Source organism: Micromonospora sp. L5 (genome assembly GCF_000177655.2).
Taxonomy (GTDB): Bacteria; Actinomycetota; Actinomycetes; order Mycobacteriales; family Micromonosporaceae; genus Micromonospora; species Micromonospora aurantiaca.
The window spans coordinates 1,278,584-1,298,653 of record NC_014815.1 but is presented as its reverse complement, the minus strand read 5'-3'; the positions used below and the strand labels follow the sequence as shown (position 1 = coordinate 1,298,653).

Sequence of the window (20,070 nt, the reverse complement as noted above, 5' to 3'; positions counted from 1 at the left end):
GACCACCGCGGCCCGGCCACCGGCAGCCGTCCGGCGACCGTTCATCCGCTCCTCACCTCGACGCCACGGCGGACACCGACTCCGCACCTAGCTTCGGCTGCGCGAACGACAACCGAGGTAGCGGAGGTTTCTCCATGTCCACCCGTCAGCTCGTGACGGCACTCGTCGCCGGCGCGGTGCTCGCCGTGCCGGGCGTCGCCCACGCAGGTCCGGCCGACCGTCCCGGCGTACCGCCGCAGCGGACCCACTTCGACCTTCAGGCCCACCGTGGCGGCATCGGGATGACCACCGAGGAGACGCTCGCCGGGTTCGCCAAGGCGATGCGCCTCGGCGTCACCACGTTGGAGCTGGACACCCAGGTCACCCGGGACGAGAAGGTGGTAGTCACGCACGACCGGCAGGTCAGCGCGCAGAAGTGCCGCGACACCGCCCCGGTGCGGCCCGGCGACCCGGCCTACCCGTACGTCGGGAAGTACATCAAGGACCTCACGCTCTCGCAGATCAGGACCATGGACTGCGGCTACCAGCAGTTGCCCGGCTTCCCCGAGCAGGAGCAGATCGCCGGTGTCCGGATGGCCGAGCTGCGCGACGTGCTCGACCTGGTGAAGCGTTACCGCGCGCACGGGATCACGCTCAACATCGAGACCAAGGTGGAGGCGGGCGCGCCCGAGCAGACCGCGCCGCGTGAGCTGTTCGTCCGGCGGGTCTTCGAGGAGATCCGGCGCTCGGGCATCGAGCGGCAGATCACCATCCAGTCCTTCGACTGGGGCGCGCTGCGGGAGATGCACCGGCTCGCGCCGCGCTGGCCGCTCGTGGCGCTGACGAACTACGACTTCCTCCAGGTCGGCAAGCCGGGCGCGTCGCCGTGGCTGGGCGGGCTGGACGTGGACGACTTCGGCGGCGACTTCGTCCGGGCCGCCGCCGCGATCCCCGGCGTGACCGCGCTGTCCCCGAACTACGGGTTCCCGCAGAACGGCACGATCGCCGACCCGAACTTCCGCTTCCACCCGGACCGCCGGATGATCGCTGACGCGCACGCGCGAGGGCTCAAGGTCATCCCCTGGACCTGCGACGACATGCCCACAGTGGCGGCGCTCATGGACATGGGCGTCGACGGGATCATCACCGACTACCCGAACCGGGTGCGGCAGCTCATGGCCGAACGCGGGATGCGGTTGCCGAAGGCGTACCGGGCGCGCTGAGGTCCGGCGGCGGCCCGGTCAGGCCGGGCCGCCGCCGAAGCCGATCTCGTTGCCGTCCGGATCGTGGAAGATCACCTTCCGGACCCCGTTGTCGTAGGTCTCCTGCACTGTCGGCGTCAGACCGCGGGCGGTGATCGCCGCGACGCGGGAGTCGAGGTCGTCGACGAAGACCGTCTGCATGGCGTGACCGGCGTGCTCGGGCCGCACGTCGACGTAGAGGTAGCGGTGCTCGGCCAGCTCCCACACCGCCTCGCTGTCGTTTGGCCGGAACTGCGGCGGTGCGCCGAACAGCCGCTCGTACCAGTCCGTCGCCACCGCGAGATCGCGCACCGGGACGCCGGCGAACAGGTCGACAGTCATCCGGCCAATCTATCCGGGTCGACGTGCCGGCGCGGGCTCACGCCGTACCGGCGTTTGAACGCCGCGCTCAGGGCGAAGGAACTGCCGTAGCCGACCCGGTGGGCCACCGCGCCCACCGTGGCGCCGGGCTCGCGGAGCAGATCGGCCGCGAGCGCCAGCCGCCAGCCCGTCAGGTACGCCATGGGCGGCTCGCCGGCCAGCGCGGTGAACCGCCGGGCCAGCGCCGCCCGGGACATCCCCACCTCCGCGGCGAGCGATGCCACCGTCCACGGCCGGGCCGGGTCGTCGTGCAGCATGCGCAGCGCGCGGCCGACCACCGGATCGGCGTACGCCCGGTACCAGGCGGGCGCGGCGGCGCCCGGCCGGGCGAACCACTCCCGCAGCGCGGCGATGAGCAGCAGGTCGAGCAGGCGATCGAGCACCGCCTCCTGGCCGGGGTCGTCCTTGACGATCTCGGCGGCCAGCAGCGGCACCAGCGGCGTGTCCCACGACTCGCGCCGCACCACCGCGAGCGGCGGCAGCGCGTCCAGCAGCCGCCGCCCCACAGTGCCCCGCACCGGGTACGTGCCGGTGAGCAGCACGGTCCGGCCGTCCGGCCCGTTGCCCCAGGTGCGTACGCCCCACCGCGTCATCGCGAACAGCTCGCGCCCGTCGGGAGTGGTGCAGTGCTGGCCCGGGTGCACGACCACCTGCGGCGCCGTGGCCGGGTCGTCCGCCACCGTGTACGGGGCTGGACCGCGCACGATCGCCACGTCACCCTCGGTCAGCCGCGCGGCCTCGCCCTCTTCCGGCACGATCCAGCCGTCGCCCCGCACCACGGCGACGAGCGTGAGCGGCGCCTCGTCCCGGATCAGCATCGACCAGGGCGGGGTGAGGATCGAACGCAGCAGGAAGGCGCCCCGCGCACGGGGACCGTCGAGCAGGCCGGAGACGGCGTCCACGAGACGATTGAACACAGGATCGCGCGTCCTGACCATGTGCCGTCTCACCGCACGGCGGTTCGATGAGGACATGCGACTCGTACAACTGACGCTGGCCGGCGCCACAGTCGGGGCCGGGCTGATGGCGGGCCTGTTCGCCGCATTCGCGTACGCCGTGATGCCGGCGCTGCGCGGCACTGAGGACCGCACGTTCGTCGACGCGATGCAGCGCATCAACGTCACCATCGTCAACGGCTGGTTCCTGCTGGCGTTCCTGGGTACGCCGGTGCTGGCCACGCTCGCGGCGGTGCTGGCGTGGCGGGGTGCGGCCCGGCCGGCGCTGCCGTGGATCGTCGCCGGGCTCGCTCTCTACCTGGTGATGTTCGTCGTCACCGTGGCGGTGAACGTGCCGTTGAACGACGCGCTCGCGGCGGCTGGTTCCGCCGATCTCGCTGCGGCTCGGGAGCGCTTCGAGTCCGCCTGGGTCACCTGGAACGTGGTCCGGACGCTGGCGAGCACGGCCGGGTTCGGCGCGCTGTGCTGGGCGCTGGTGCTCGCGGGCCGCGCCGCTTGAGCGCCGTTTGCCTGCGAGATGCTAGTGTCCTGAGTCGTTAATTCGCCTACACTTTGTTTATGCCAGGGAAGGCGCAGGGGTCGTTGGTGCTGTCCGACGACGAGCGGCAGACACTGCTGCGGTGGACGCGACGGGCGAAGTCGTCGCAGGCGTTGGCGATGCGGGCGCGGATTGTGTTGGCGTGTGCGGACGGGACGCCGAACACGCGGGTGGCCGCGCAACTCGGTGTGTCACGGGACATGGTGGGTAAGTGGCGGTCGCGGTTCATCGCCAGGCGGCTGGAGGGCTTGTCGGACGAGCCTCGCCCGGGCGCGCCGCGCAAGGTGACCGACGACGTGGTCGAGGCGGTGGTGGTGGCCACGTTGGAGCAGGCGCCGCCGCGCGGCGACAGCCACTGGTCGACACGGTCGATGGCCAAGGCGGTCGGGTTGAACCAGACCGCGGTGTCGCGGATCTGGCGGGCTTTCGGGCTCAAGCCGCACCTGGTGGACGACTGGAAGCTGTCCACCGACCCGCAGTTCATCGAGAAGGTCCGCGACATCGTCGGGTTGTACCTCGACCCGCCGGTCGGGGCGATGGTCCTGGCGGTGGACGAGAAGAGCCAGATGCAGGCCCTCGACCGCACGGCGCCGGTGCTGCCGATGATGCCGGCCGCGCCGAGTCGCCAGACCCACGACTACGTCCGTCACGGCACCACCAGCCTGTTCGCCGCGTTGGACCTGGCCACCGGCCGAGTGATCGGGCAGACCCAGCGCCGACACCGGCATCAGGAGTTCCTGCGGTTCCTGCGCACGATCGACCGGGCTACACCACCGGATATGGACCTGCACCTCATCCTCGACAACTACGGCACCCACAAGACGCCGCAGATCCAGCAGTGGCTGGTCAAGCATCCGAGGTTCCACCTGCATTTCACGCCGACCTACTCGTCATGGCTCAACATCGTGGAACGCTGGTTCGCCGAACTGACCAACCGGAAACTGCGCCGTTCCACCCATCGCAGCGTCGCCGCTCTCGAAGCCGACGTGCGCGCATGGATCGACGCCTGGAACGCCGACCCGAAACCGTTCGTATGGACCCGCACCGCCGACGAGATCCTCGAATCCCTCGCCGCGTACTGCAGACGAATTAACGACTCGGGACACTAGGAGATGAACCTGTCCGCGTACTCCTCCGCAGGTTCCACGTTGGTGATGACGTCGATCAGGACACCGTCCGGGCCGGCGAGGATGAAGTGCCGCTGTCCGAACTCTTCGGTCCGCACGGGAAGCACGACCTCCAGGTGCCGCAGGCGCTCCCACTCGGCGTCGACATCGTCCACCTCCAGGTTGAGCAGCATCCCACTGGCGACCGGCCCGCGGTAGGCCGCCGGGATGGTCTCGTGGCTGCTGTCCAGCACCGCCAGTTCCCAGTTGTCGCGGCGCAGGCTCACGTACCACTCCGTCTCGAAGGTCGGCTGGAACCCGAAGTGCTCGCGGTAGAAGGCCGCAGCCGAGGTCACGTCGGTCGTCATGAGGACCGGGTACGAGCTGGCGAGTGTCATGGCGAACTCCTTTACATACACTGTGCAGGTAAAGGAATATACATACACGGAGCATGTAAAGGAAGAGTGCGGCATGGCGCGAGCCACCAAGGAGCAGAGCGAGATCACCGGCCGGCGCATCCGGGACGTCGCGACTGCCCTGTTCGCCGAACGCGGCTACACGGCCGTCCGCCTGGAGGAGGTGGCCGCCGCAGCCCAGGTCACCAGGGGTGCGGTCTACCATCACTACCGCAACAAGCAGCACCTGTTCGAAGCCGTCGCAGCCGCCGCGCAACAGCGGGTCGCCGCTGCGGTCGCCAGCGCTGCCGAAGCGGTCGCCGATCCATGGGACGGCCTGGTCGCCGGCTGCCGGGCGTTCCTCACCGCCAGTGTCGACGACACACACCGGCGGATCCTGCTGGTCGACGCGCCCGCGGTGATGGGTTGGCGCACGTGGCGCAGCCAGGACGCGGCCGCTTCCGGGCACCACCTGGCCGAGGCGGTGGCCACGCTGGCAGCAGCCGGGCACCTTGAGGTCAACTCGCCCGAGGCAACTGCCACCTTGCTCTCCGGCGCGATGAACGAGGCAGTGCTACGGATCGCCGAAGCCCCGGACCGGGACGCCGCATTGGTCGAGACGTGGCCCGATCTGCTGCGCCTGCTTCAGTGCCTCCGCGGGCCGCGCACCGCACCCGTCCGGCACGGTTAGCTGGTGGTGCGGCCTTCGAAGGTGACACCGGCAGCACATGGTCAGCACAGAGCGGCGCGACGCTCAAAGAACTGATGGCGCGCATCGGCCATACGAGCACCCGGGCAGCGATGATCTACCAGCACGCGACCCGTGACCGCGATCACGCCATCGCCGCCGCGTTGGACGCCCTGATCGAAGAGGCGCGCGGCAAGCTCAGCGCCTGATCTGACACGATCTGGCACATTGCGACCCGAGAAATCGACGAATGACAAAAGCCCTGGTGGGAGGCATTGTCTCTCACCAGGGCTTTTCGCTTGGGTGGAGCCGAGGGGACTCGAACCCCTGACCCCCACACTGCCAGTGTGGTGCGCTACCAGCTGCGCCACGGCCCCTTGCGGTCGTCCCCGGTCGCCCGGGCACGGAGAGAACTATACACACGCCGCCCGGCATGGTCATCTCGCGGGGTCACCCGCACCCGGCTCAGTTCAGCGCCACGTCCGGCGGGAAGTGGGCCACCGCGGCCAGCATGCCGCCCTGCCGGCGCAGCACCATCGGCCAGAGATCATCCGGCCGGTCGACGAAGGCGTCGCCGGGCAGCGCGTCGAACACGAACCAGGAGCCCTCCTCGATCTCGCGCTCCACCTGCCCGGCACCCCAGCCGGAGTAGCCGGCGAACACCCGGATGCCGCCGATGGCCTCGCGCAGCTTCTCCGGGTCGACCGAGAGGTCGATGGTGCCGACCGCGCCGGAGACGCGGTGGAAGCCTTTGACCGGCCGGACGGGGTGCCGCATCCGGGCCAGGCAGATGGCCGAGTCGGGCTGCACCGGGCCGCCCTCGAACAGCACGGCCGGGTCGCGGGCGAGGTCGCTCCAGTCGCCGAGCACGTCGGCCACGGAGACCTCGGTGGCCCGGTTCAGCACCACCCCGAGGGCGCCGCCGGGTTCGTGGGCGACGAGCAGCACGACCGTACGGTCGAAGTTCGGATCCTTGAGCCCCGGTGTCGCGACCAGCAGTCGTCCGGTCATCGACTCCATGGCTCGGCCACCGATCGCCTGCCCCTCACTCTGCATGTCCGACACCCGTCAGCCGTGCGCCCGTACGGGCCCGAGGCCGTCGACCGTCCACCCTGTCAACGCCATGTCACGCACCATAGCCTGCGTCCGGCCCGCTGGTTAAGGTCTGACGGGCGGGTGATCACGACGGATCGAGGGAGGGCCGGATGGCGGCGCAGGCCGAACTGGCGGTGATCGGCGGGTCGGGGCTCTACGCCCTGCTCGACGGGGTGGAACACGTCGTGGACACCCCGTACGGCGAGCCGTCGGGCCCGATCACGGTCGCCGAGGTGGGCGGTCGCCGGGTGGCGTTCCTGCCCCGGCACGGGCGCGATCACCGGTACCCGCCGCACCTGATCCCCTACCGGGCCAACCTGTGGGCGCTGCGGTCGCTCGGCGTACGCCAGGTGCTGGCGCCCTGTGCGGTGGGTGGCCTGTGGCCGGAGCTGGGGCCGGGGACGTTCGTGGTGCCGGATCAGTTGATCGACCGCACCAGCGGGCGCGCGCAGACCTACTACGACAGGGGCGCGGTGCACGTGTCGTTCGCCGACCCGTACTGCCCGGCGGGGCGGCGCACGCTGCTGGACACGGCGGCCGGTCGGGGCGTGCCGGCGGTGGACGGCGGGATCGTCGTCGTGGTCGAGGGTCCGCGCTTCTCGACCCGGGCGGAGTCGCGCTGGTTCGCCTCGATGGGCGGCACGATCGTCAACATGACCGGCCACCCGGAGGCGGTGCTGGCCCGCGAGCTGGCGCTCTGCTACACGTCGATCGCGCTGGTGACGGACCTGGACGCGGGGGTCGAGGCGGGCGAGTCGGTCACCCACGAGGAGGTGTTCCGCGTCTTCGCGGAGAACACGGACCGGCTGCGCGGGCTGCTCCTGGACGCCGTGGCGGCGCTGCCCACCGAGCGGGAGTGCGAGTGCGGAAGCGCCCTGGACGGGATCAAGCTGCCGTTCCCGCTGCCCTGAGCGCGGGAAGCGCCCGAAAAGTCGCCTTCGGCCCGATAGATTCGGCTGGTCGGGAGACTGGGCACCGGGCCGGCTCCGGCATCCGCGTGCGGAACGGAGGCAGCCGGCGATGGCGACGGTGCGGGAGGCGACCTACGACCTGCTGCGCGTGCTCGGCCTGACCACCGTCTTCGGCAACCCCGGCTCGACCGAGGAGCCGTTCCTCCAGCACTTCCCGGACGACTTCCACTACGTGCACGCGCTCCAGGAGGCGTCGGCGGTCGCGATGGCCGACGGCTACGCCCAGGGCACCGGCCGGCCCGCGCACGTCAACCTGCACACCGCGCCGGGCACCGGCAACGGCATGGGCAACCTGGTCACCGCCTGGCACAACCGGACCCCGCTGATCGTCAGCGCCGGCCAGCAGACCCGCGAGATGCTGCTGATCGAGCCACGCCTGGCCAGCCCGCGGGCGGTCGAGCTGGCCCAGCCGTACGTCAAGTGGGCCCACGAGCCGGCCCGCGCGCAGGACATCCCGGCGGCCTTCATGCGGGCGTACGCCTCGGCGGTGCAACCACCCGCCGGGCCGGTGTTCCTCTCCCTGCCGATGGACGACTGGGACCGTCCGGCCGACCCGCCGCCGCAGGTGCGTACCGTCGCCACCCGGATCGCGCCGGACCCGGACCGGCTGCGGAGCTTCGCCGGCGCGCTGGCCGCCGCCCGCACCCCGGCGCTGGTGCTCGGCGCGGCGGTGGACCGGTCGGACGCCTGGACGGACGCGGTAGCGCTGGCCGAACACCTGGCCGCCCCGGTCTGGGCCGCCCCGGCGCCGGAGCGCGCCGTGTTCCCGGAGCGCCACCCGCACTTCCGGGGCGTGCTGCCGTACGCGATCGGGCCGCTGTCGGAGGCGCTGCGCGGCCACGACGTGGTGCTGGTGGTGGGCGCGCCGGTGTTCCGCTACTACCCGCACGTGCCGGGCGACTACCTGCCCGGTGACGCGCGGCTGCTGCACGTCACCGACGACCCGGACGAGGCGGCCCGCGCTCCGGTCGGGGAGAGCCTGCTCGGCGACGCCGGGCTGACCATGGCCGCGCTGCGCGAGCTGCTGCCGCCGACCGACCGGGCGGCGCCGTCACCGCGCCCGCAGCCGGCCCTGCCGGAGCCGGCCGACCCGCCGAGCGCCGACGCGCTGTTCGCCGCGCTCGCCGCCGTGTGGCCGGCGGACGGGGTGCTGGTGCAGGAGTCGCCGTCCAACCTGGCCGCGCTGCGCCGCCGGCTGCCGATCGAGCGGCCCCGCTCGTACCTGACGATGGCCAGCGGCGGTCTCGGCTTCGGGCTACCGGCGGCGGTCGGCATGGCGCTCGCCGAACGCGACACCGGGCGTGGCCGCCCGGTCGTCGCGGTGGTCGGCGACGGCTCGTTCCACTACTCGGTCCAGGCGTTGTGGACGGCGGCGCGGCTGCGCCTGCCGCTCGCCGTCGTGGTCCCGGTGAATCAGCAGTACGCGATCCTCAAGGCGTTCGCCGAGCTGAAGCACACGCCTGGTGTGCCGGCGCTGGACCTGCCCGGGCTGGATGTGACGGCGGTGGCGCACGGTTACGGCTGCGCCGGTGAGGTGACCACGCCGGACGGGCTCGGTGCGGCGCTCGCCGCCGCGCTCGGCGCGGACCGGCCGACGGTGCTGCCGGTGCCGATCAGCACCGACGTGCCGCGGATCCTGTGAGTCTCAGCCGGGCCGTACGGTCAGCGGGGCACCGCTGGCGGCGTCCAGCACGGCCCGGCCGCCGAGCGGCGCGTCGAGCGTGACGCTCACCGGCTTCATCACGAGCTGGGCGGTGCACGGGCCGGTGGGCGTAACGACGGCGCCGCCGATCACCACCACGTCCGGCCGTTCCAGCACCAGCGGGGTGGGCGGGCCGTCGCAGGCGCCGACGCCGAGCAGGTAGTCGATGCGGTCGCCGTCGACCGCCCGCAGCTGCTGCGCGGACACCAGGCCCGCCGGGAGCGGCCGGGCAGGCACCGCGCCGCCGGGGGCCCGGCCGGTCACGCGCGGTGCGACAGCGATCCGCGCCACGGGTACGGCCAGCTCGTCCACTGTGAACAGCCAGGCGGGCACCTCGGCACGCCCTCGGCTGGTCCAGACCGGTGCGGTGTCCAGCCGTACCCCGGTCACGGTGAGCGCCACGCACGCGCCCGGCGCCGAGGTCGACACCGGGTCGTTCGGGCCGGGCCGCCCGGTCGGTGCCGGGTCCGGTGCGGCCGGGCGCCCGTCGCACGGCGGCGGGTCGCCCTGGTGGAGTTCGGCGTACGCGTCGGCGGCGCTGACCAGCGGCACCCGCAGCGTGCCGTCGGGGAACCGGATCGTGGCGTCCTTCGGCACGTCGGCCGGCATCGGGATCTGGTCCCGGTACCAGCCGGCGCCGAACGCCGTCTTCGTCTCCTCGGTGAAGCCCGGGTCGCCGGTGAGCACTGTGGCGTCCTGGATCGGCACGTACCCGTCGCGCCAGCCCGGCCCGGGCCGCCAGCCCGCCGCCACCTCCTCGGCCCGCTCGGTGAACGCGGTCCGCTGGTCCGGGCCGGCGGGCGGGGCCGCCCCCGGATCGGCGCCGGGCGTGGCGCAGGCGGAGAGGGCCAGCAACGGGATCCCGAGCAGGGCGAGCACGCGACGCATACGGGTTGGACGCCTGCCCGTCCCGGCCGGTTCCCCCCGGCTCAGTCCTCGCCGCCGAGGTCGGCCTGGTACGCCTCCCAGAGCAGGTCGGCGCCGTGCCGCCGGTGCCGGTCGAGCGCGCGCACCAGGTCGCGGGTGCGGGCCCGCACCTCCGCGGCGGACACCCCGGGCAGGCGTACGGCGTGCTGGAGCGCGGCCAGCGCCGCACTGATCGCGGCGTGCTCGCCGACCAGCAGGCGTACGCCCCGGTCCAGCCGTGGCGCGGCGCGCACCAGGTCGGCGTAGTGCCCACCCACTCCCTCGGTGACGCGGACGTGTTCGGTGAAGCCCCGCCGGACGGGGTCCAGATCGGTGAGAAGTCGCTCCCGCCAGCGCGGCCCGGTGGCCGGTGCCCGCCCGAGGGCGCGCAGGTCACCGACGGCGCTCGGGAGCACGGCGGTCGGCTGCTGGATCGGACTGGTGACCATGGGACACCTCCCTCTGCTGGGTGCGAACCCGTATGGCGATGGTGGACCTGGTTCGAGGGCCTGTCCAGCGGTCCGCGCCGCCTCATCTGCCTCTCGGGCATCACCGGCCCCAGCCGCCCCGCAGGCCCCAGGGATGGCGGCCCCAGAGACGACTGTGCGCCCCGGTCCGGGTGGACCGGGGCGCACAGGCCGTGTGGTGGAGGTGCCGGGAATCGAACCCGGGTCCTTCGCCGGTTTGTCAGGGCTTCTCCGAGCGCAGCTCGCTATGCCTCTACTCGGCCCCACCGCTCACGCGAGCAAGTTGGTGTGACGGGCCCAGTCGCTGATTGATCTCGCCGCACGGACCCCGCGACCGGGTCCGATTGGCCAGCCTTCTAGCTGATGCCGGCTAACTGGGTCGAAGGCGCTCCCAGGCCGACAGACTTGCTACTCGCCTCAGGCGGCGAGAGCGAAGTCAGCGCGATTGTTCTTGGCGCTTATTGGTTTCCGACGACCGATTCTCGAGACGACGTCGGCTTCCTCGGCTCGCTTCCCCTGTCGCTGCGTACGAAGTCGAAACCAGTCACCCCCTCGAAGCGCTGCCCCTGTCGGCAGCACACCAAGCCTAACGCCTGGCGCAACCGGTTTCATCCCGAGGCCCGCTCGACGCGGGCCACCGGACGAACCGGACGTATCACTCAGCCATGCCCTTGCCGCGCCGGCCCACCGCCCGGGCGATCTCCCGGTCGGCGTCCCGCTTGGCGAGGTCCTGGCGCTTGTCGTACGACTTCTTACCCCGCGCCAGGCCGATCTCCACCTTGGCCCAGCCGTCGGAGAAGTAGACCTGCAACGGCACCAGCGTCAGGCCGCTCTCCTTGAGCTTGCCCAGCAGCCGGTCGATCTCCAGCCGGTTCAGCAGCAGCTTCCGGGTACGCCGGGGCTCATGATTCGTCCAGGTGCCCTGGGCGTACTCCGGGATGTGCATGGCGTGCAGGTAGATCTCGCCGTCACGCTCCTGGGCGAACGCGTCCACGAGCGACGCCCGCCCGGCCCGCAGCGACTTGACCTCGGTGCCGGTGAGCGCCATGCCCGCCTCGTACGTGTCGAGGATGGCGTAGTCGTGGCGCGCCTTCTTGTTGGAGGCGACCACCTTGCGACCCTTTTCCCGTGGCATCGGCGCCACCCCCTTCCTGATCGACTCACCGGCCACCGGCCGGCGAGCGGAGATCATGCTACCGGAACCACAAGGGCCCTCCCGCGCCGTTTATTCCGGCGCGGGAGGGCCCTCGGTGAGCCGTACGAGGTGACTAGACCCGCAGGTAGAAGCGCAGCGTGACCCAGGCGGTGACCGCGCTGACCACGCCACCGACGGCGGCCATCAGCGGGAAGGTCAGGAAGATCTCGGACCAGGAGATCGGGGTGATGAGGCCCTCCAGGGCCGCCATCGAGCTGCCGGCCGACAGCAGCTTCACCCCGACCAACGCGAGCAGGCCCAGGATGGAGCCGAACAGACCGGCCACCACCGCCTCCAGCACGAACGGCGCCTGGATGAACCAGTTCGACGCGCCGACGAGCTTCATGACCGCCACCTCACGCCGCTTGCTGTACGCGGCCACCTGGATGGTGTTCGCGACGAGCAGCAGGGCGGCGATGGCCATCACGGTGGCGATCGCGAGGGCGCCGTTCTGGAACCCGCTGAGCACGCCGAAGACCTTGTCGAGCAGCTTGCTCTGGTCGACGATCGTGTCGATGCCCTCGGTGGCCTTGTACTTGTCGTAGATCGCCTTGTACTGCTCCGGGTCGTTCAGCTTCACCCGGTACGACTCGGGAAGCTGGTCCGGCTTGACGGCGCTGACCAGGTCCGGGGCGTCAGCGTACATCTGCTGGAAGCGCTCGTACGCCTGCTCCTTGTTGACGTACGTCGAGTCCTTTACCAGCGGGTCCTGGCCGAGCTGCTGGCCCAGCGCGTCGACCTGTTCCTTGGTGGCATCGGTCTTCAGGAAGATCGAGACCTCGACGTTCTCGTAGTAGAGGTCCTTCATGTCGCCGACCTTCTGGTAGAGAAGGCCGCTGCCGCCCAGCATGAACAGCGACACCGCCATAGTGATGATCATGGCGATGGTCATGGTGACGTTGCGCCACAGCCCGACCAGTACTTCGGACAGGACGTACTTCATCCGCATCGGGATATCCTCCGGCTCTCCGGCGTGAGGTTTCGTCGTCAGGGTCTACGGAACGTCGGCCGGCTCAGCCGTAGACGCCCCGGGCCTGGTCGCGCACGATGCGGCCGCTCTCGATCTCGATGACCCGGCGCCGCATCTGGTTCACGATGTTGGAGTCGTGCGTGACCATCACGACGGTCGTACCGGTGCGGTTGATCCGGTCCAGCAGGCGCATGATCTCGATCGAGGTGTCCGGGTCCAGGTTTCCGGTCGGCTCGTCGGCCAGCAGGATCAGCGGCCGGTTGACGAACGCCCGGGCCACCGCGACACGCTGCTGCTCACCACCGGACAGCTCGTGCGGGTAGCGGTGCTCCTTGCCGCCGAGACCGACCAGCTCCAGCACCTCCGGCACGACCCGGCGGGCGACCGCCTTCGTCTTACCGATCACCTCCAGCGCGAACGCCACGTTCTCGTACGCGGTGCGGTTCGGCAGCAACCGGAAGTCCTGGAAGACGCAGCCGATGGAACGCCGGAAGTGGGGTCGCTTCCAGGAACGCATCGACGTGACGTCCTTGCCGTTGACGACGACCCGGCCCTTGTTGGGCGTGACCTCGTGCAGCAGCAACTTGATGATGGTGGACTTGCCGGAGCCGGATGGACCGATGAAGAAGACGAACTCGCCCTTCTCGATCGAGACGGACACGTTGTCGAGCGAAGGCCGGGACGCCTTCGGGTACGTCTTCGTCACTTGCTCAAGCTGAATCACGGGTCGGTAGTCTACGCGGTGTAACCGCAGAGCCAAGCCCCACGCCCCGCCGAAGCGGTGCGCGTCATCGATTTACCCGGTCAGACCGAGATCGATGACGCGCTGCGTCCAACCGTGATCACGCACTGTCAGCGCTGAGCTGCTGCTGCTTCCGCCAGCGGATTCCCGCCTCGATGAAGCTGTCCAGGTCACCGTCGAAGACCGAGGACGGATTGCCCGTCTCCTGCTCGGTACGCAGATCCTTCACCATCTGATACGGGTGCAGGACGTACGAGCGCATCTGGTCGCCCCAGGAGCTGGTGCTGCCGGTCTTCAGGCCGGCCAGCTTCTCCTCCTCCTCCTGCCGCTTGCGCTCCAGCAGCCGGGCCTGAAGCACCCGCATCGCGGACGCCTTGTTCTGGAGCTGGGACTTCTCGTTCTGGCAGGTCACCACGATGCCGGTGGGGATGTGGGTCAGCCGCACCGCCGAGTCGGTGGTGTTGACGCTCTGCCCACCCGGCCCGGACGACCGGTAGACGTCCACCCGGACCTCGTTCTCCGGGATGTCGATGTGGTCGGTCTGCTCGGTGACCGGCAGCACCTCGACCCCGGCGAAGCTGGTCTGCCGGCGGCCCTGGTTGTCGAACGGGCTGATCCGCACCAGCCGGTGCGTGCCGGACTCCACGCTGAGCGTGCCGTAGGCGTAGGGCACCTTCACCGTGAAGGTTGCCGACTTCAGGCCCGCCTCCTCGGCGTACGAGGTCTCGTAGACCTCGGTCGGGTAGCCGTGCCGCTCGGCCCAGCGCAGGTACATCCGCAGCAGCATCTCGGCGAAGTCGGCGGCGTCCACGCCACCGGCCCCGGCCCGGATCGCGACGAGCGCCTCCCGCGAGTCGTACTCGCCGGAGAGCAGCGTCCGGACCTCCATCTCCTGGATGGCCTTGGTCAGCCCGGTGATCTCCGACTCGACCTCGGTCAGCGCGCCCGGGTCGTCCTCGGCCTGGGCAAGTTCCAGCAGCACCCCGGCGTCGTCGAGCCGGGAGCGCAGGTCACCGAGCTTGGTGATCTCGCCGTTGACGTACGACAGCTGCGACGTCACCTGCTGCGCCTTGGCCTGGTCGTCCCAGAGGTCGGGGGCGGAGGCCTCCTGCTCCAGCCGGGCCTTCTGCTCGCGCAGCTTGTCGAGGTCGAGCACAGCCTCGATGTTGCGCAGCGTGGCGTCGAGGTCCTTGAGCTGTTCGGCGTAATCGGCAGCGGTCACGACAGACAAGACTACTGCCTGGTCGACGCAGGTGGTCAGCCGACGGGCGCGGTCTTCAGCCAGGACAGCGCCGCCTTGTGGTAGGCGACGGCGAACTCCAGCGCGCTGGCGTCGTAGCTGTCGCCTTCCTTCTTGGCGTTCTTGACCTGCTCCCGCACCGCCGCCAGCGCCTCGGTGTGGTACTCGTTCGCCGTCGCGTACAGGTTCTTGAGCTGGCTCGACGAGTGCAGGTCACCGAACGCGATCCGTAGCGCTATCGGGTTACGGATGGTGTCCTTGCCGGGATTCTCCGCCAGCCAGCGGGAGAATGTCCGTTTCCCGGCCGCCGTCAGCGCGTACGGCTGGCTCATCCGCGGCCCGGGCTTGCCGAGACGCACCAGACCCTTCTCGGCCAGGACCGGCAGCTCCCGGTAGACCTGACTGCGGGTCATCGACCAGTACGGCGCCAGCCGGCGCTCAGCGGCGGCCATCAACTGGCCGCCAGTCATCGGGCCGTCGTGCAGCAGACCGAGCAGAGCTGCTGCCGTCGGGTTGACTCCGGATTCCGCCATGCCCTCTAAGCTGCCACTTTGTCGGCTCTGGCGTCCAGGATTTGCTCATTTCGGCACCCGATGACGGGTCCGATGTGCACTGTCGGATGAGGAAGAGGGCCCGCCCCGGCCGGGACGGGCCCTCTCGGAGCGCCTCAGCCCATGTGCGGGTAGACGTGATCGGTCGGCGGGACGAACGTCTCCTTGATCGTCCGCGGCGACATCCAGCGGACCAGGTTGTGCCAGGAGCCCGCCTTGTCGTTGGTGCCGCTGGCCCGGGCGCCGCCGAACGGCTGCTGCCCGACCACCGCGCCGGTCGGCTTGTCGTTGATGTAGAAGTTGCCGGCGGCGTACCGCATCTTCTCCGCCACCTGGTCCACCACCCGGCGGTCGGTCGCGAAGATCGACCCGGTCAGCGCGTACGGCGCGATCGACTCGGCCTGGGTGACCACGTCGTCGAAGCGGGCGTCGTCGAAGACGTGCACGCCGAGGATCGGCCCGAAGTACTCGGTGGTGAACGTCTCGTGCGCGGCGTCGGAGCACTCGAACAGCGTCGGCCGGACGAAGTAGCCGACCGAGTCGTCGGCGGTGCCGCCGGCCAGGATGCGGCAGGAGTCGTCGCCCTTGATCAGCTCCAGCGCGGCGGTGTGCCGGCCGAACGCCTTGTCGTCGATCACCGCGCCGCCGAAGTTGCTGAAGTCGGTCACGTCGCCGTAGGTCAGCGAGTCGGCGGTGGCGGCGAGCCGGTCGCGCAGCCCGCCCTCCCAGATCGACCGCGGGACGTACGCCCGCGAGGCGGCCGAGCACTTCTGGCCCTGGTACTCGTAGGCGCCCCGGATCAGCGCGGTGTGCAGCGCGTCCACGTCGGCGCTGGGGTGCGCGACGACGAAGTCCTTGCCGCCGGTCTCGCCGACCAGCCGGGGGTAGCCCCGGTAGCGGGCGATGTTGTCGCCGACGGTCTTCCACAGGTGCTGGAACACCTTGGTCGAGCCGGTGAAGTGGATACCTGCGAGGTCCGGGTCGGCCAGCGCCACCTCGGAGACCTCCTCGCCGCGCCCGGTGACCATGTTGATCACACCGGGCGGCAGGCCGGCGGCCTCGAACAGGCGCATGGTGAAGTGCGCCGCGAACTGCTGCGTCGGGGACGGCTTCCAGACCACAGTGTTGCCGAGCATGGCCGGCGCGGACGGCAGGTTGCCGGCGATCGCGGTGAAGTTGAACGGGGTGATCGCGTAGACGAACCCCTCCAGCGGCCGGTGGTCGAGGCGGTTCCAGACCCCGGGCGAGGACAGCGGCTGCTCGGCCAGGAGCCGCCGGGCGAAGTGCACGTTGAAGCGGAGGAAGTCGATCAGCTCGCACGCCGCGTCGATCTCGGCCTGGACGGCGGTCTTGGACTGGCCGAGCATGGTGGCCGCGTTGAGCGTGTCCCGCCAGGGGCCGGCGAGCAGGTCGGCGGCGCGCAGGAAGATCGCGGCCCGCTCCTCGAACGGCAGCGCCCGCCACATCGGAGCGGCGTCCTTGGCGGCCCGGACCGCGGCGCGGGCGTCGTCGTGGGTGGCGTGCCCGGTGACGCCGAGGACGTGCGCGTGCTTGTGCGGCTGCACCACGTCGATCGAGGCGCCGCCGGCCATCCGGCGCTCGCCCGCGATCGTCATCGGCAGCTCGATCCGCTCGGCGGCCAGTTCGGCCAGCCGCCGCTGGAGCCGTTCCCGGTCGGCACTGCCGGGCTCGTAGGTGTGCACCGGCTCGTTGAGCGGCTCGGGTACGGAGAACACGGCGTCCATCACAGGCTCCTGGCGATCTCGACGGCGACGGCGAAACCGGACCCGCTGGCGCCGGCCGGCGGCCGGACGCCGGACACCGCGGGGTCAGCGGCGGCGGGACCTGGCCCGATTCTGTCACGAGACGCCCCCGCCGACCGCGCCTCCCCGCCACACCGGACAGCCGGATCATCTCGGGACCGTCGGCTCAACCCACCCACATCCGACGAAACATCGGATCGCAACCCCGTTCATCGACGATTCGTCGGCACCCGCGCGGACCGGTTGATCGACTCCACCTCGGGGGGACGGCGGCATCCGAGCCTTCGGGATACCACCACATCGGCGTACTGCAGTCGATCAAGGCGCGGACGGCACACGGCCCGCCCGGGGAGCGACGGCACGCCGCGTACGCTGGATGACCGGTGACCTGCCCCGCCCGGCGCGGGAAGATCCGGCGACCGTCGAAGGGAAGACGATGAGCAACCAGCCCGGCAGCTCCACGGCCGCGGAGACGGATCAGCCCGAGGCCGTCGAGCCCACCACGGGCGACGGGACCGCCGTCGAGACGTCCTCCGGCGAGGAAGCAGCCGGGCACGCGGACGAGGGCACTGTCACCGGTGGGCGGCCGGAGTTCGCGCCGGGCGCGATCGTGCTCGCCCTGATCTCGGCCGGGTGGCTGGCCGCCATGCTCTGGTCCACCCGCGAGGCGATCCACTCCACGGCGGCAGGCGTCACCGCGATCAGCCTCTCCGCGTACGCGCTGCCAGGCGTCATCACCGCGGCGCTGGTCACCGGCGCCACGGTGGCCCTGCTCGCGACCAACCGGCTGGGCCGCGCCACGCTGCGCTTCCTGGCCGCCGTCGGCACCGGCCTCCTGGTCGGGCTCGTCACCGCGGTGGCGATCAACCTGACGTACGCGGACAACGCCACCACGAACACCATCGCCGGTACCGCGGCGGCGGCAGCGATCATCGGCGGGGCGATGGCCGGTGCGCGCCAGGCCCGGGTGGTGGGGGCGATCACCCTCGCCACGCTCACCGCGCAGATCTTCGTGGTGCTGTTCAGCCGCGTCCGCGACCCGCTCTCCGACCTGTTCGGCGCCGGGGAGACCCAGCAGTCGGTGCTCGACGCCGCGAAGTGGGTCTCGCGTACCGAGTCGCTGCTCGCCGGGCTGCTCGCCGGCCTGGCCGCGTACCTCTATCTCACCTGGTCCCGGCGTCGGGCGGAGCGCCGCGACGGCGCCGCGTCGCCGCTGCGCTGGCCGGCCTACCTGGTCGCCGGGGCGGGCGCGGGCCTGCTCCTGCTGCTCACCGAGGTGATCATCCGGATCGGCGGCCGTGGGCTGCTCGACCTGGCCGCGGCGCTCAGCGAGGCCGACGAGGTGGCGCAGACCGCGCTGGGCACCTCGCGGGTGGACAACGGGATCTGGGTGCTCTTCGTGGGCGCGCTGACCACGCTCATCGTCTTCGGGCGCACGCTCGGGCCGCGCCCGGTGGACGACGACGAGGACGAGCCCGCGGCCTGAACCGCGCGCCGTCAGCCCGCTTCGCGCAGGAGCAGGTCCAGCTCGGTCACGTCGTACCACTCCAGTTCGTGGTCCTCGGCGCCGTCGACTGTGAACTGGGCGTCCGGGTCACCGGCCTGGGCCTCCACCACCACGTCGACGGCGGCGGCCACGTCCTCGACCGCGTCCGCGCCGTCCACGTGCAGCGCGGCGACCGACTTCACGGGTACCGGTCCGACCGGCCGGACCACGCTCGATCCCAGCTCGCCGCCGACCCGGCCGACAGCACGGGCCGGCAGGTCGGCCGAGACCACCACCCGTCGCCGGGGGGCGGCGGGGTCGTGCCGGAGCAGGAGCAACGCGTCCTGGGCGGCCCGGGTGAAGGCCACGTACTCCAGTTCCTCCTCGTCGCCCTCGGCGTACCACTCGCGCAGCTCCGGGGTCACGGCGTGCGCCGCCTCGGCGCTCAGCCCCTCCTCGCGCAGCCGGGCGAGCATGGGAACGGTCGCCGGCAGGTACACCCGGACAAGCTCGTCGGTCACCGGTCACTCCCACACTCAGGCCGATCGTCGGCGGACGCCGACTCCGGGCGCCGATCATGCCGTACGCCGAGACCGTCATACACCCGGCACCCGCGCGGGTGAAGTCTCCCGCCGGTGTGTCTCCCGAACGGGCGCGCGGCGATGTCACCTGGTGATGGCAAACTGAAGCAAACACAACCAACCCCGGGAGTCACACCGTGGAGTCGAGGTTCCTGCTGCTGTCCGACGTCGCCGCCGAGCTGAACGTGTCGGACTCGCAGGTCTACCACATGGTCCGCAGCGGCGAACTGCCCGCGATCAAGATCGGTGGCCGGGGCCAGTGGCGGGTCGAGCGCGCCCGGCTGGAGGAATACATCGAGCGCAAGTACGCCGAGACCGCCGAATGGGTACGCGGCAACCCGCTCGGCGAGCGCGACGAGGAGTGACCACCCGGGGACCGTGAGCCATTGACGGCGATCGTCCGCGTCCGGGAAGATGAGAGTCTGTCGGAGGCAAACGAAGGCAAACGCAAGGATTCGAGATGGTCGACACCCGCCGTCCCCGCGCACCCCGCCCGCCGGTCCGTCTCCGGCCCGCCCCGCCGCTCGACCCGCCGTGCACCGACGAGGAACCGCTCTGGAGTCCCGTCGGTCAGCTCACGCTCGACCTGGCCGACCCACGCCGCCGTGCCGCCGCACGCCCCGCCGGTCGAGCACCGGACCCGGCGACCGCCTGGCCCCGCTGGTCCGGGGCGCAGGCGTCAGCCCTCGCCTCCGCCACACCCGAGGGAGCGCGAGCCGCGCACCTGTTCGTGCGCACCTTCCTGGAGATCGTCAACGGCTTCCGCCCACCCGGTCAGCTCCGGCCGCTCTGCCTGCCCGAGTCGGCCGGCCCGGTGGCAGCCGAGCTGACCCGCGCGGCCCGCCGGGTGACACCGGTCCGCCGCCGTACCGCCCGGCCGGCGCTGCTGCTGCGGCGCCTGCGCGTGTGCGAGCCGCGCGCGGGTGCGGTCGAGGCCACCGCCGTGTTCGCGGGCGCCGGGGGCGCGAGCTGGGCGGTGGCGATACGCCTGGAACGCCGTCGAGGCACCTGGCTGTGCCAGGTCCTGGACGTCCTTTGAGCCCGGCCATCGCCTCCCCGACCTGGCCCGACGCGCCGCGGCCACCCGCGCCGGTCGGCGTGCGGACGCCCGGCACTC

23 protein-coding genes, 1 tRNA gene and 1 other RNA gene are annotated in these 20,070 nt (G+C 71.3%); 10 read left to right on the top strand and 15 right to left on the bottom strand.

The window, feature by feature from the left end:
- Window positions 1–134 precede the first annotated feature (134 nt).
- A complete protein-coding gene (locus ML5_RS06460; RefSeq protein ID WP_013474135.1) occupies window positions 135–1,202 on the top strand; it encodes a glycerophosphodiester phosphodiesterase family protein in 1,068 nt (355 codons plus the stop codon).
- Between the two features lie 18 nt (window positions 1,203–1,220).
- On the opposite strand, the gene ML5_RS06455 is transcribed toward ML5_RS06460, so the two are convergent.
- A complete protein-coding gene (locus ML5_RS06455; RefSeq protein ID WP_013474134.1) occupies window positions 1,221–1,562 on the bottom strand; it encodes a VOC family protein in 342 nt (113 codons plus the stop codon).
- Complete coding sequence (locus ML5_RS06450) at window positions 1,559–2,503, bottom strand: AraC family transcriptional regulator (RefSeq protein ID WP_083816929.1); 945 nt, start codon at window positions 2,501–2,503, stop codon at window positions 1,559–1,561. Before ML5_RS06450 ends, ML5_RS06455 begins: the two co-directional genes overlap by 4 nt.
- A 70-nt stretch (window positions 2,504–2,573) precedes the next feature.
- Here ML5_RS06450 and ML5_RS06445 point away from each other — a divergent pair, with 70 nt between their 5' ends.
- Window positions 2,574–3,056, top strand: a complete 483-nt coding sequence (locus ML5_RS06445) for a DUF1772 domain-containing protein (RefSeq protein ID WP_013474132.1) — start codon at window positions 2,574–2,576, stop codon at window positions 3,054–3,056.
- 59 nt (window positions 3,057–3,115) lie between these two features.
- Window positions 3,116–4,204, top strand: a complete 1,089-nt coding sequence (locus ML5_RS06440) for an IS630 family transposase (protein WP_013474131.1) — start codon at window positions 3,116–3,118, stop codon at window positions 4,202–4,204.
- Here ML5_RS06440 and ML5_RS06435 read toward each other — a convergent pair.
- Window positions 4,201–4,599 carry a VOC family protein gene (locus ML5_RS06435; protein ID WP_013284234.1) on the bottom strand — a complete coding sequence of 133 codons (399 nt, stop codon included), beginning with the start codon at window positions 4,597–4,599 and terminating at the stop codon, window positions 4,201–4,203. The genes ML5_RS06440 and ML5_RS06435 overlap by 4 nt on opposite strands.
- Window positions 4,600–4,672: 73 nt before the next feature.
- On the opposite strand from ML5_RS06435, the gene ML5_RS06430 reads away from it, so the two are divergent.
- Entirely contained in the window at window positions 4,673–5,287 is a 615-nt protein-coding gene (locus ML5_RS06430; protein WP_013284233.1) for a TetR family transcriptional regulator, read from the top strand.
- A gap of 74 nt (window positions 5,288–5,361) precedes the next feature.
- Window positions 5,362–5,493: a hypothetical protein gene (locus tag ML5_RS06425; protein WP_013474130.1), complete on the top strand. Its 132-nt coding sequence runs from the start codon at window positions 5,362–5,364 to the stop codon at window positions 5,491–5,493.
- Between the two features lie 95 nt (window positions 5,494–5,588).
- On the opposite strand, the gene ML5_RS06420 is transcribed toward ML5_RS06425, so the two are convergent.
- Window positions 5,589–5,661, bottom strand: a tRNA-Ala gene (locus ML5_RS06420).
- Window positions 5,662–5,749: 88 nt separating this feature from the next.
- On the bottom strand, window positions 5,750–6,340 hold the full coding sequence (locus ML5_RS06415; RefSeq protein ID WP_013284232.1) for a YqgE/AlgH family protein: 591 nt from the start codon (window positions 6,338–6,340) through the stop codon (window positions 5,750–5,752).
- A 149-nt stretch (window positions 6,341–6,489) separates the two neighbouring features.
- On the opposite strand from ML5_RS06415, the gene ML5_RS06410 reads away from it, so the two are divergent.
- Together ML5_RS06410 and mdlC are read left to right on the top strand one after the other, a co-directional pair.
- A complete protein-coding gene (locus ML5_RS06410) occupies window positions 6,490–7,290 on the top strand; it encodes an S-methyl-5'-thioadenosine phosphorylase (RefSeq protein ID WP_013474129.1) in 801 nt (266 codons plus the stop codon).
- A gap of 109 nt (window positions 7,291–7,399) precedes the next feature.
- Entirely contained in the window at window positions 7,400–8,992 is a 1,593-nt protein-coding gene (gene mdlC / locus ML5_RS06405) for a benzoylformate decarboxylase (protein ID WP_013474128.1), read from the top strand.
- A gap of 3 nt (window positions 8,993–8,995) precedes the next feature.
- Here mdlC and ML5_RS06400 read toward each other — a convergent pair whose 3' ends face one another.
- From ML5_RS06400 to pruA, 9 genes are all read right to left on the bottom strand, one after another.
- Entirely contained in the window at window positions 8,996–9,940 is a 945-nt protein-coding gene (locus ML5_RS06400; RefSeq protein ID WP_013474127.1) for a hypothetical protein, read from the bottom strand.
- Window positions 9,941–9,981: 41 nt separating this feature from the next.
- Window positions 9,982–10,407, bottom strand: coding sequence for a hypothetical protein (locus tag ML5_RS06395; protein ID WP_013284228.1), 426 nt, complete (start codon window positions 10,405–10,407; stop codon window positions 9,982–9,984).
- Window positions 10,408–10,601: 194 nt separating this feature from the next.
- Window positions 10,602–10,977, bottom strand: a transfer-messenger RNA (tmRNA) gene (ssrA, locus tag ML5_RS31410).
- A 103-nt stretch (window positions 10,978–11,080) separates the two neighbouring features.
- On the bottom strand, window positions 11,081–11,560 hold the full coding sequence (smpB, locus tag ML5_RS06390; RefSeq protein WP_013284227.1) for an SsrA-binding protein SmpB: 480 nt from the start codon (window positions 11,558–11,560) through the stop codon (window positions 11,081–11,083).
- A 133-nt stretch (window positions 11,561–11,693) separates the two neighbouring features.
- Entirely contained in the window at window positions 11,694–12,569 is an 876-nt protein-coding gene (gene ftsX / locus ML5_RS06385; protein WP_013284226.1) for a permease-like cell division protein FtsX, read from the bottom strand.
- 64 nt (window positions 12,570–12,633) lie between these two features.
- The gene (gene ftsE, locus ML5_RS06380; RefSeq protein ID WP_013284225.1) at window positions 12,634–13,314 is read right to left on the bottom strand and encodes a cell division ATP-binding protein FtsE; all 681 of its coding nucleotides are present in this window, start codon (window positions 13,312–13,314) and stop codon (window positions 12,634–12,636) included.
- 118 nt (window positions 13,315–13,432) lie between these two features.
- Window positions 13,433–14,554: a peptide chain release factor 2 gene (prfB, locus tag ML5_RS06375; protein WP_013284224.1), complete on the bottom strand. Its 1,122-nt coding sequence runs from the start codon at window positions 14,552–14,554 to the stop codon at window positions 13,433–13,435.
- 35 nt (window positions 14,555–14,589) lie between these two features.
- Window positions 14,590–15,105 (bottom strand): PadR family transcriptional regulator, encoded by a 516-nt coding sequence (locus ML5_RS06370; protein ID WP_013284223.1) that lies wholly within the window; start codon window positions 15,103–15,105, stop codon window positions 14,590–14,592.
- A gap of 134 nt (window positions 15,106–15,239) precedes the next feature.
- The gene (gene pruA / locus ML5_RS06365; protein WP_013284222.1) at window positions 15,240–16,868 is read right to left on the bottom strand and encodes an L-glutamate gamma-semialdehyde dehydrogenase; all 1,629 of its coding nucleotides are present in this window, start codon (window positions 16,866–16,868) and stop codon (window positions 15,240–15,242) included.
- Window positions 16,869–17,322: 454 nt separating this feature from the next.
- On the opposite strand from pruA, the gene ML5_RS06360 reads away from it, so the two are divergent.
- A complete protein-coding gene (locus tag ML5_RS06360) occupies window positions 17,323–18,372 on the top strand; it encodes a hypothetical protein (protein ID WP_013474126.1) in 1,050 nt (349 codons plus the stop codon).
- Between the two features lie 11 nt (window positions 18,373–18,383).
- Here the strand turns inward: ML5_RS06360 and ML5_RS06355 are convergent, their stop codons facing one another.
- Window positions 18,384–18,893: a hypothetical protein gene (locus ML5_RS06355; RefSeq protein ID WP_013474125.1), complete on the bottom strand. Its 510-nt coding sequence runs from the start codon at window positions 18,891–18,893 to the stop codon at window positions 18,384–18,386.
- Window positions 18,894–19,090: 197 nt separating this feature from the next.
- Here ML5_RS06355 and ML5_RS06350 point away from each other — a divergent pair, with 197 nt between their 5' ends.
- Window positions 19,091–19,318 (top strand): helix-turn-helix domain-containing protein, encoded by a 228-nt coding sequence (locus ML5_RS06350; RefSeq protein ID WP_013474124.1) that lies wholly within the window; start codon window positions 19,091–19,093, stop codon window positions 19,316–19,318.
- A 95-nt stretch (window positions 19,319–19,413) separates the two neighbouring features.
- On the top strand, window positions 19,414–19,992 hold the full coding sequence (locus ML5_RS06345; RefSeq protein ID WP_013474123.1) for an Rv3235 family protein: 579 nt from the start codon (window positions 19,414–19,416) through the stop codon (window positions 19,990–19,992).
- Window positions 19,993–20,070: the final 78 nt, after the last annotated feature.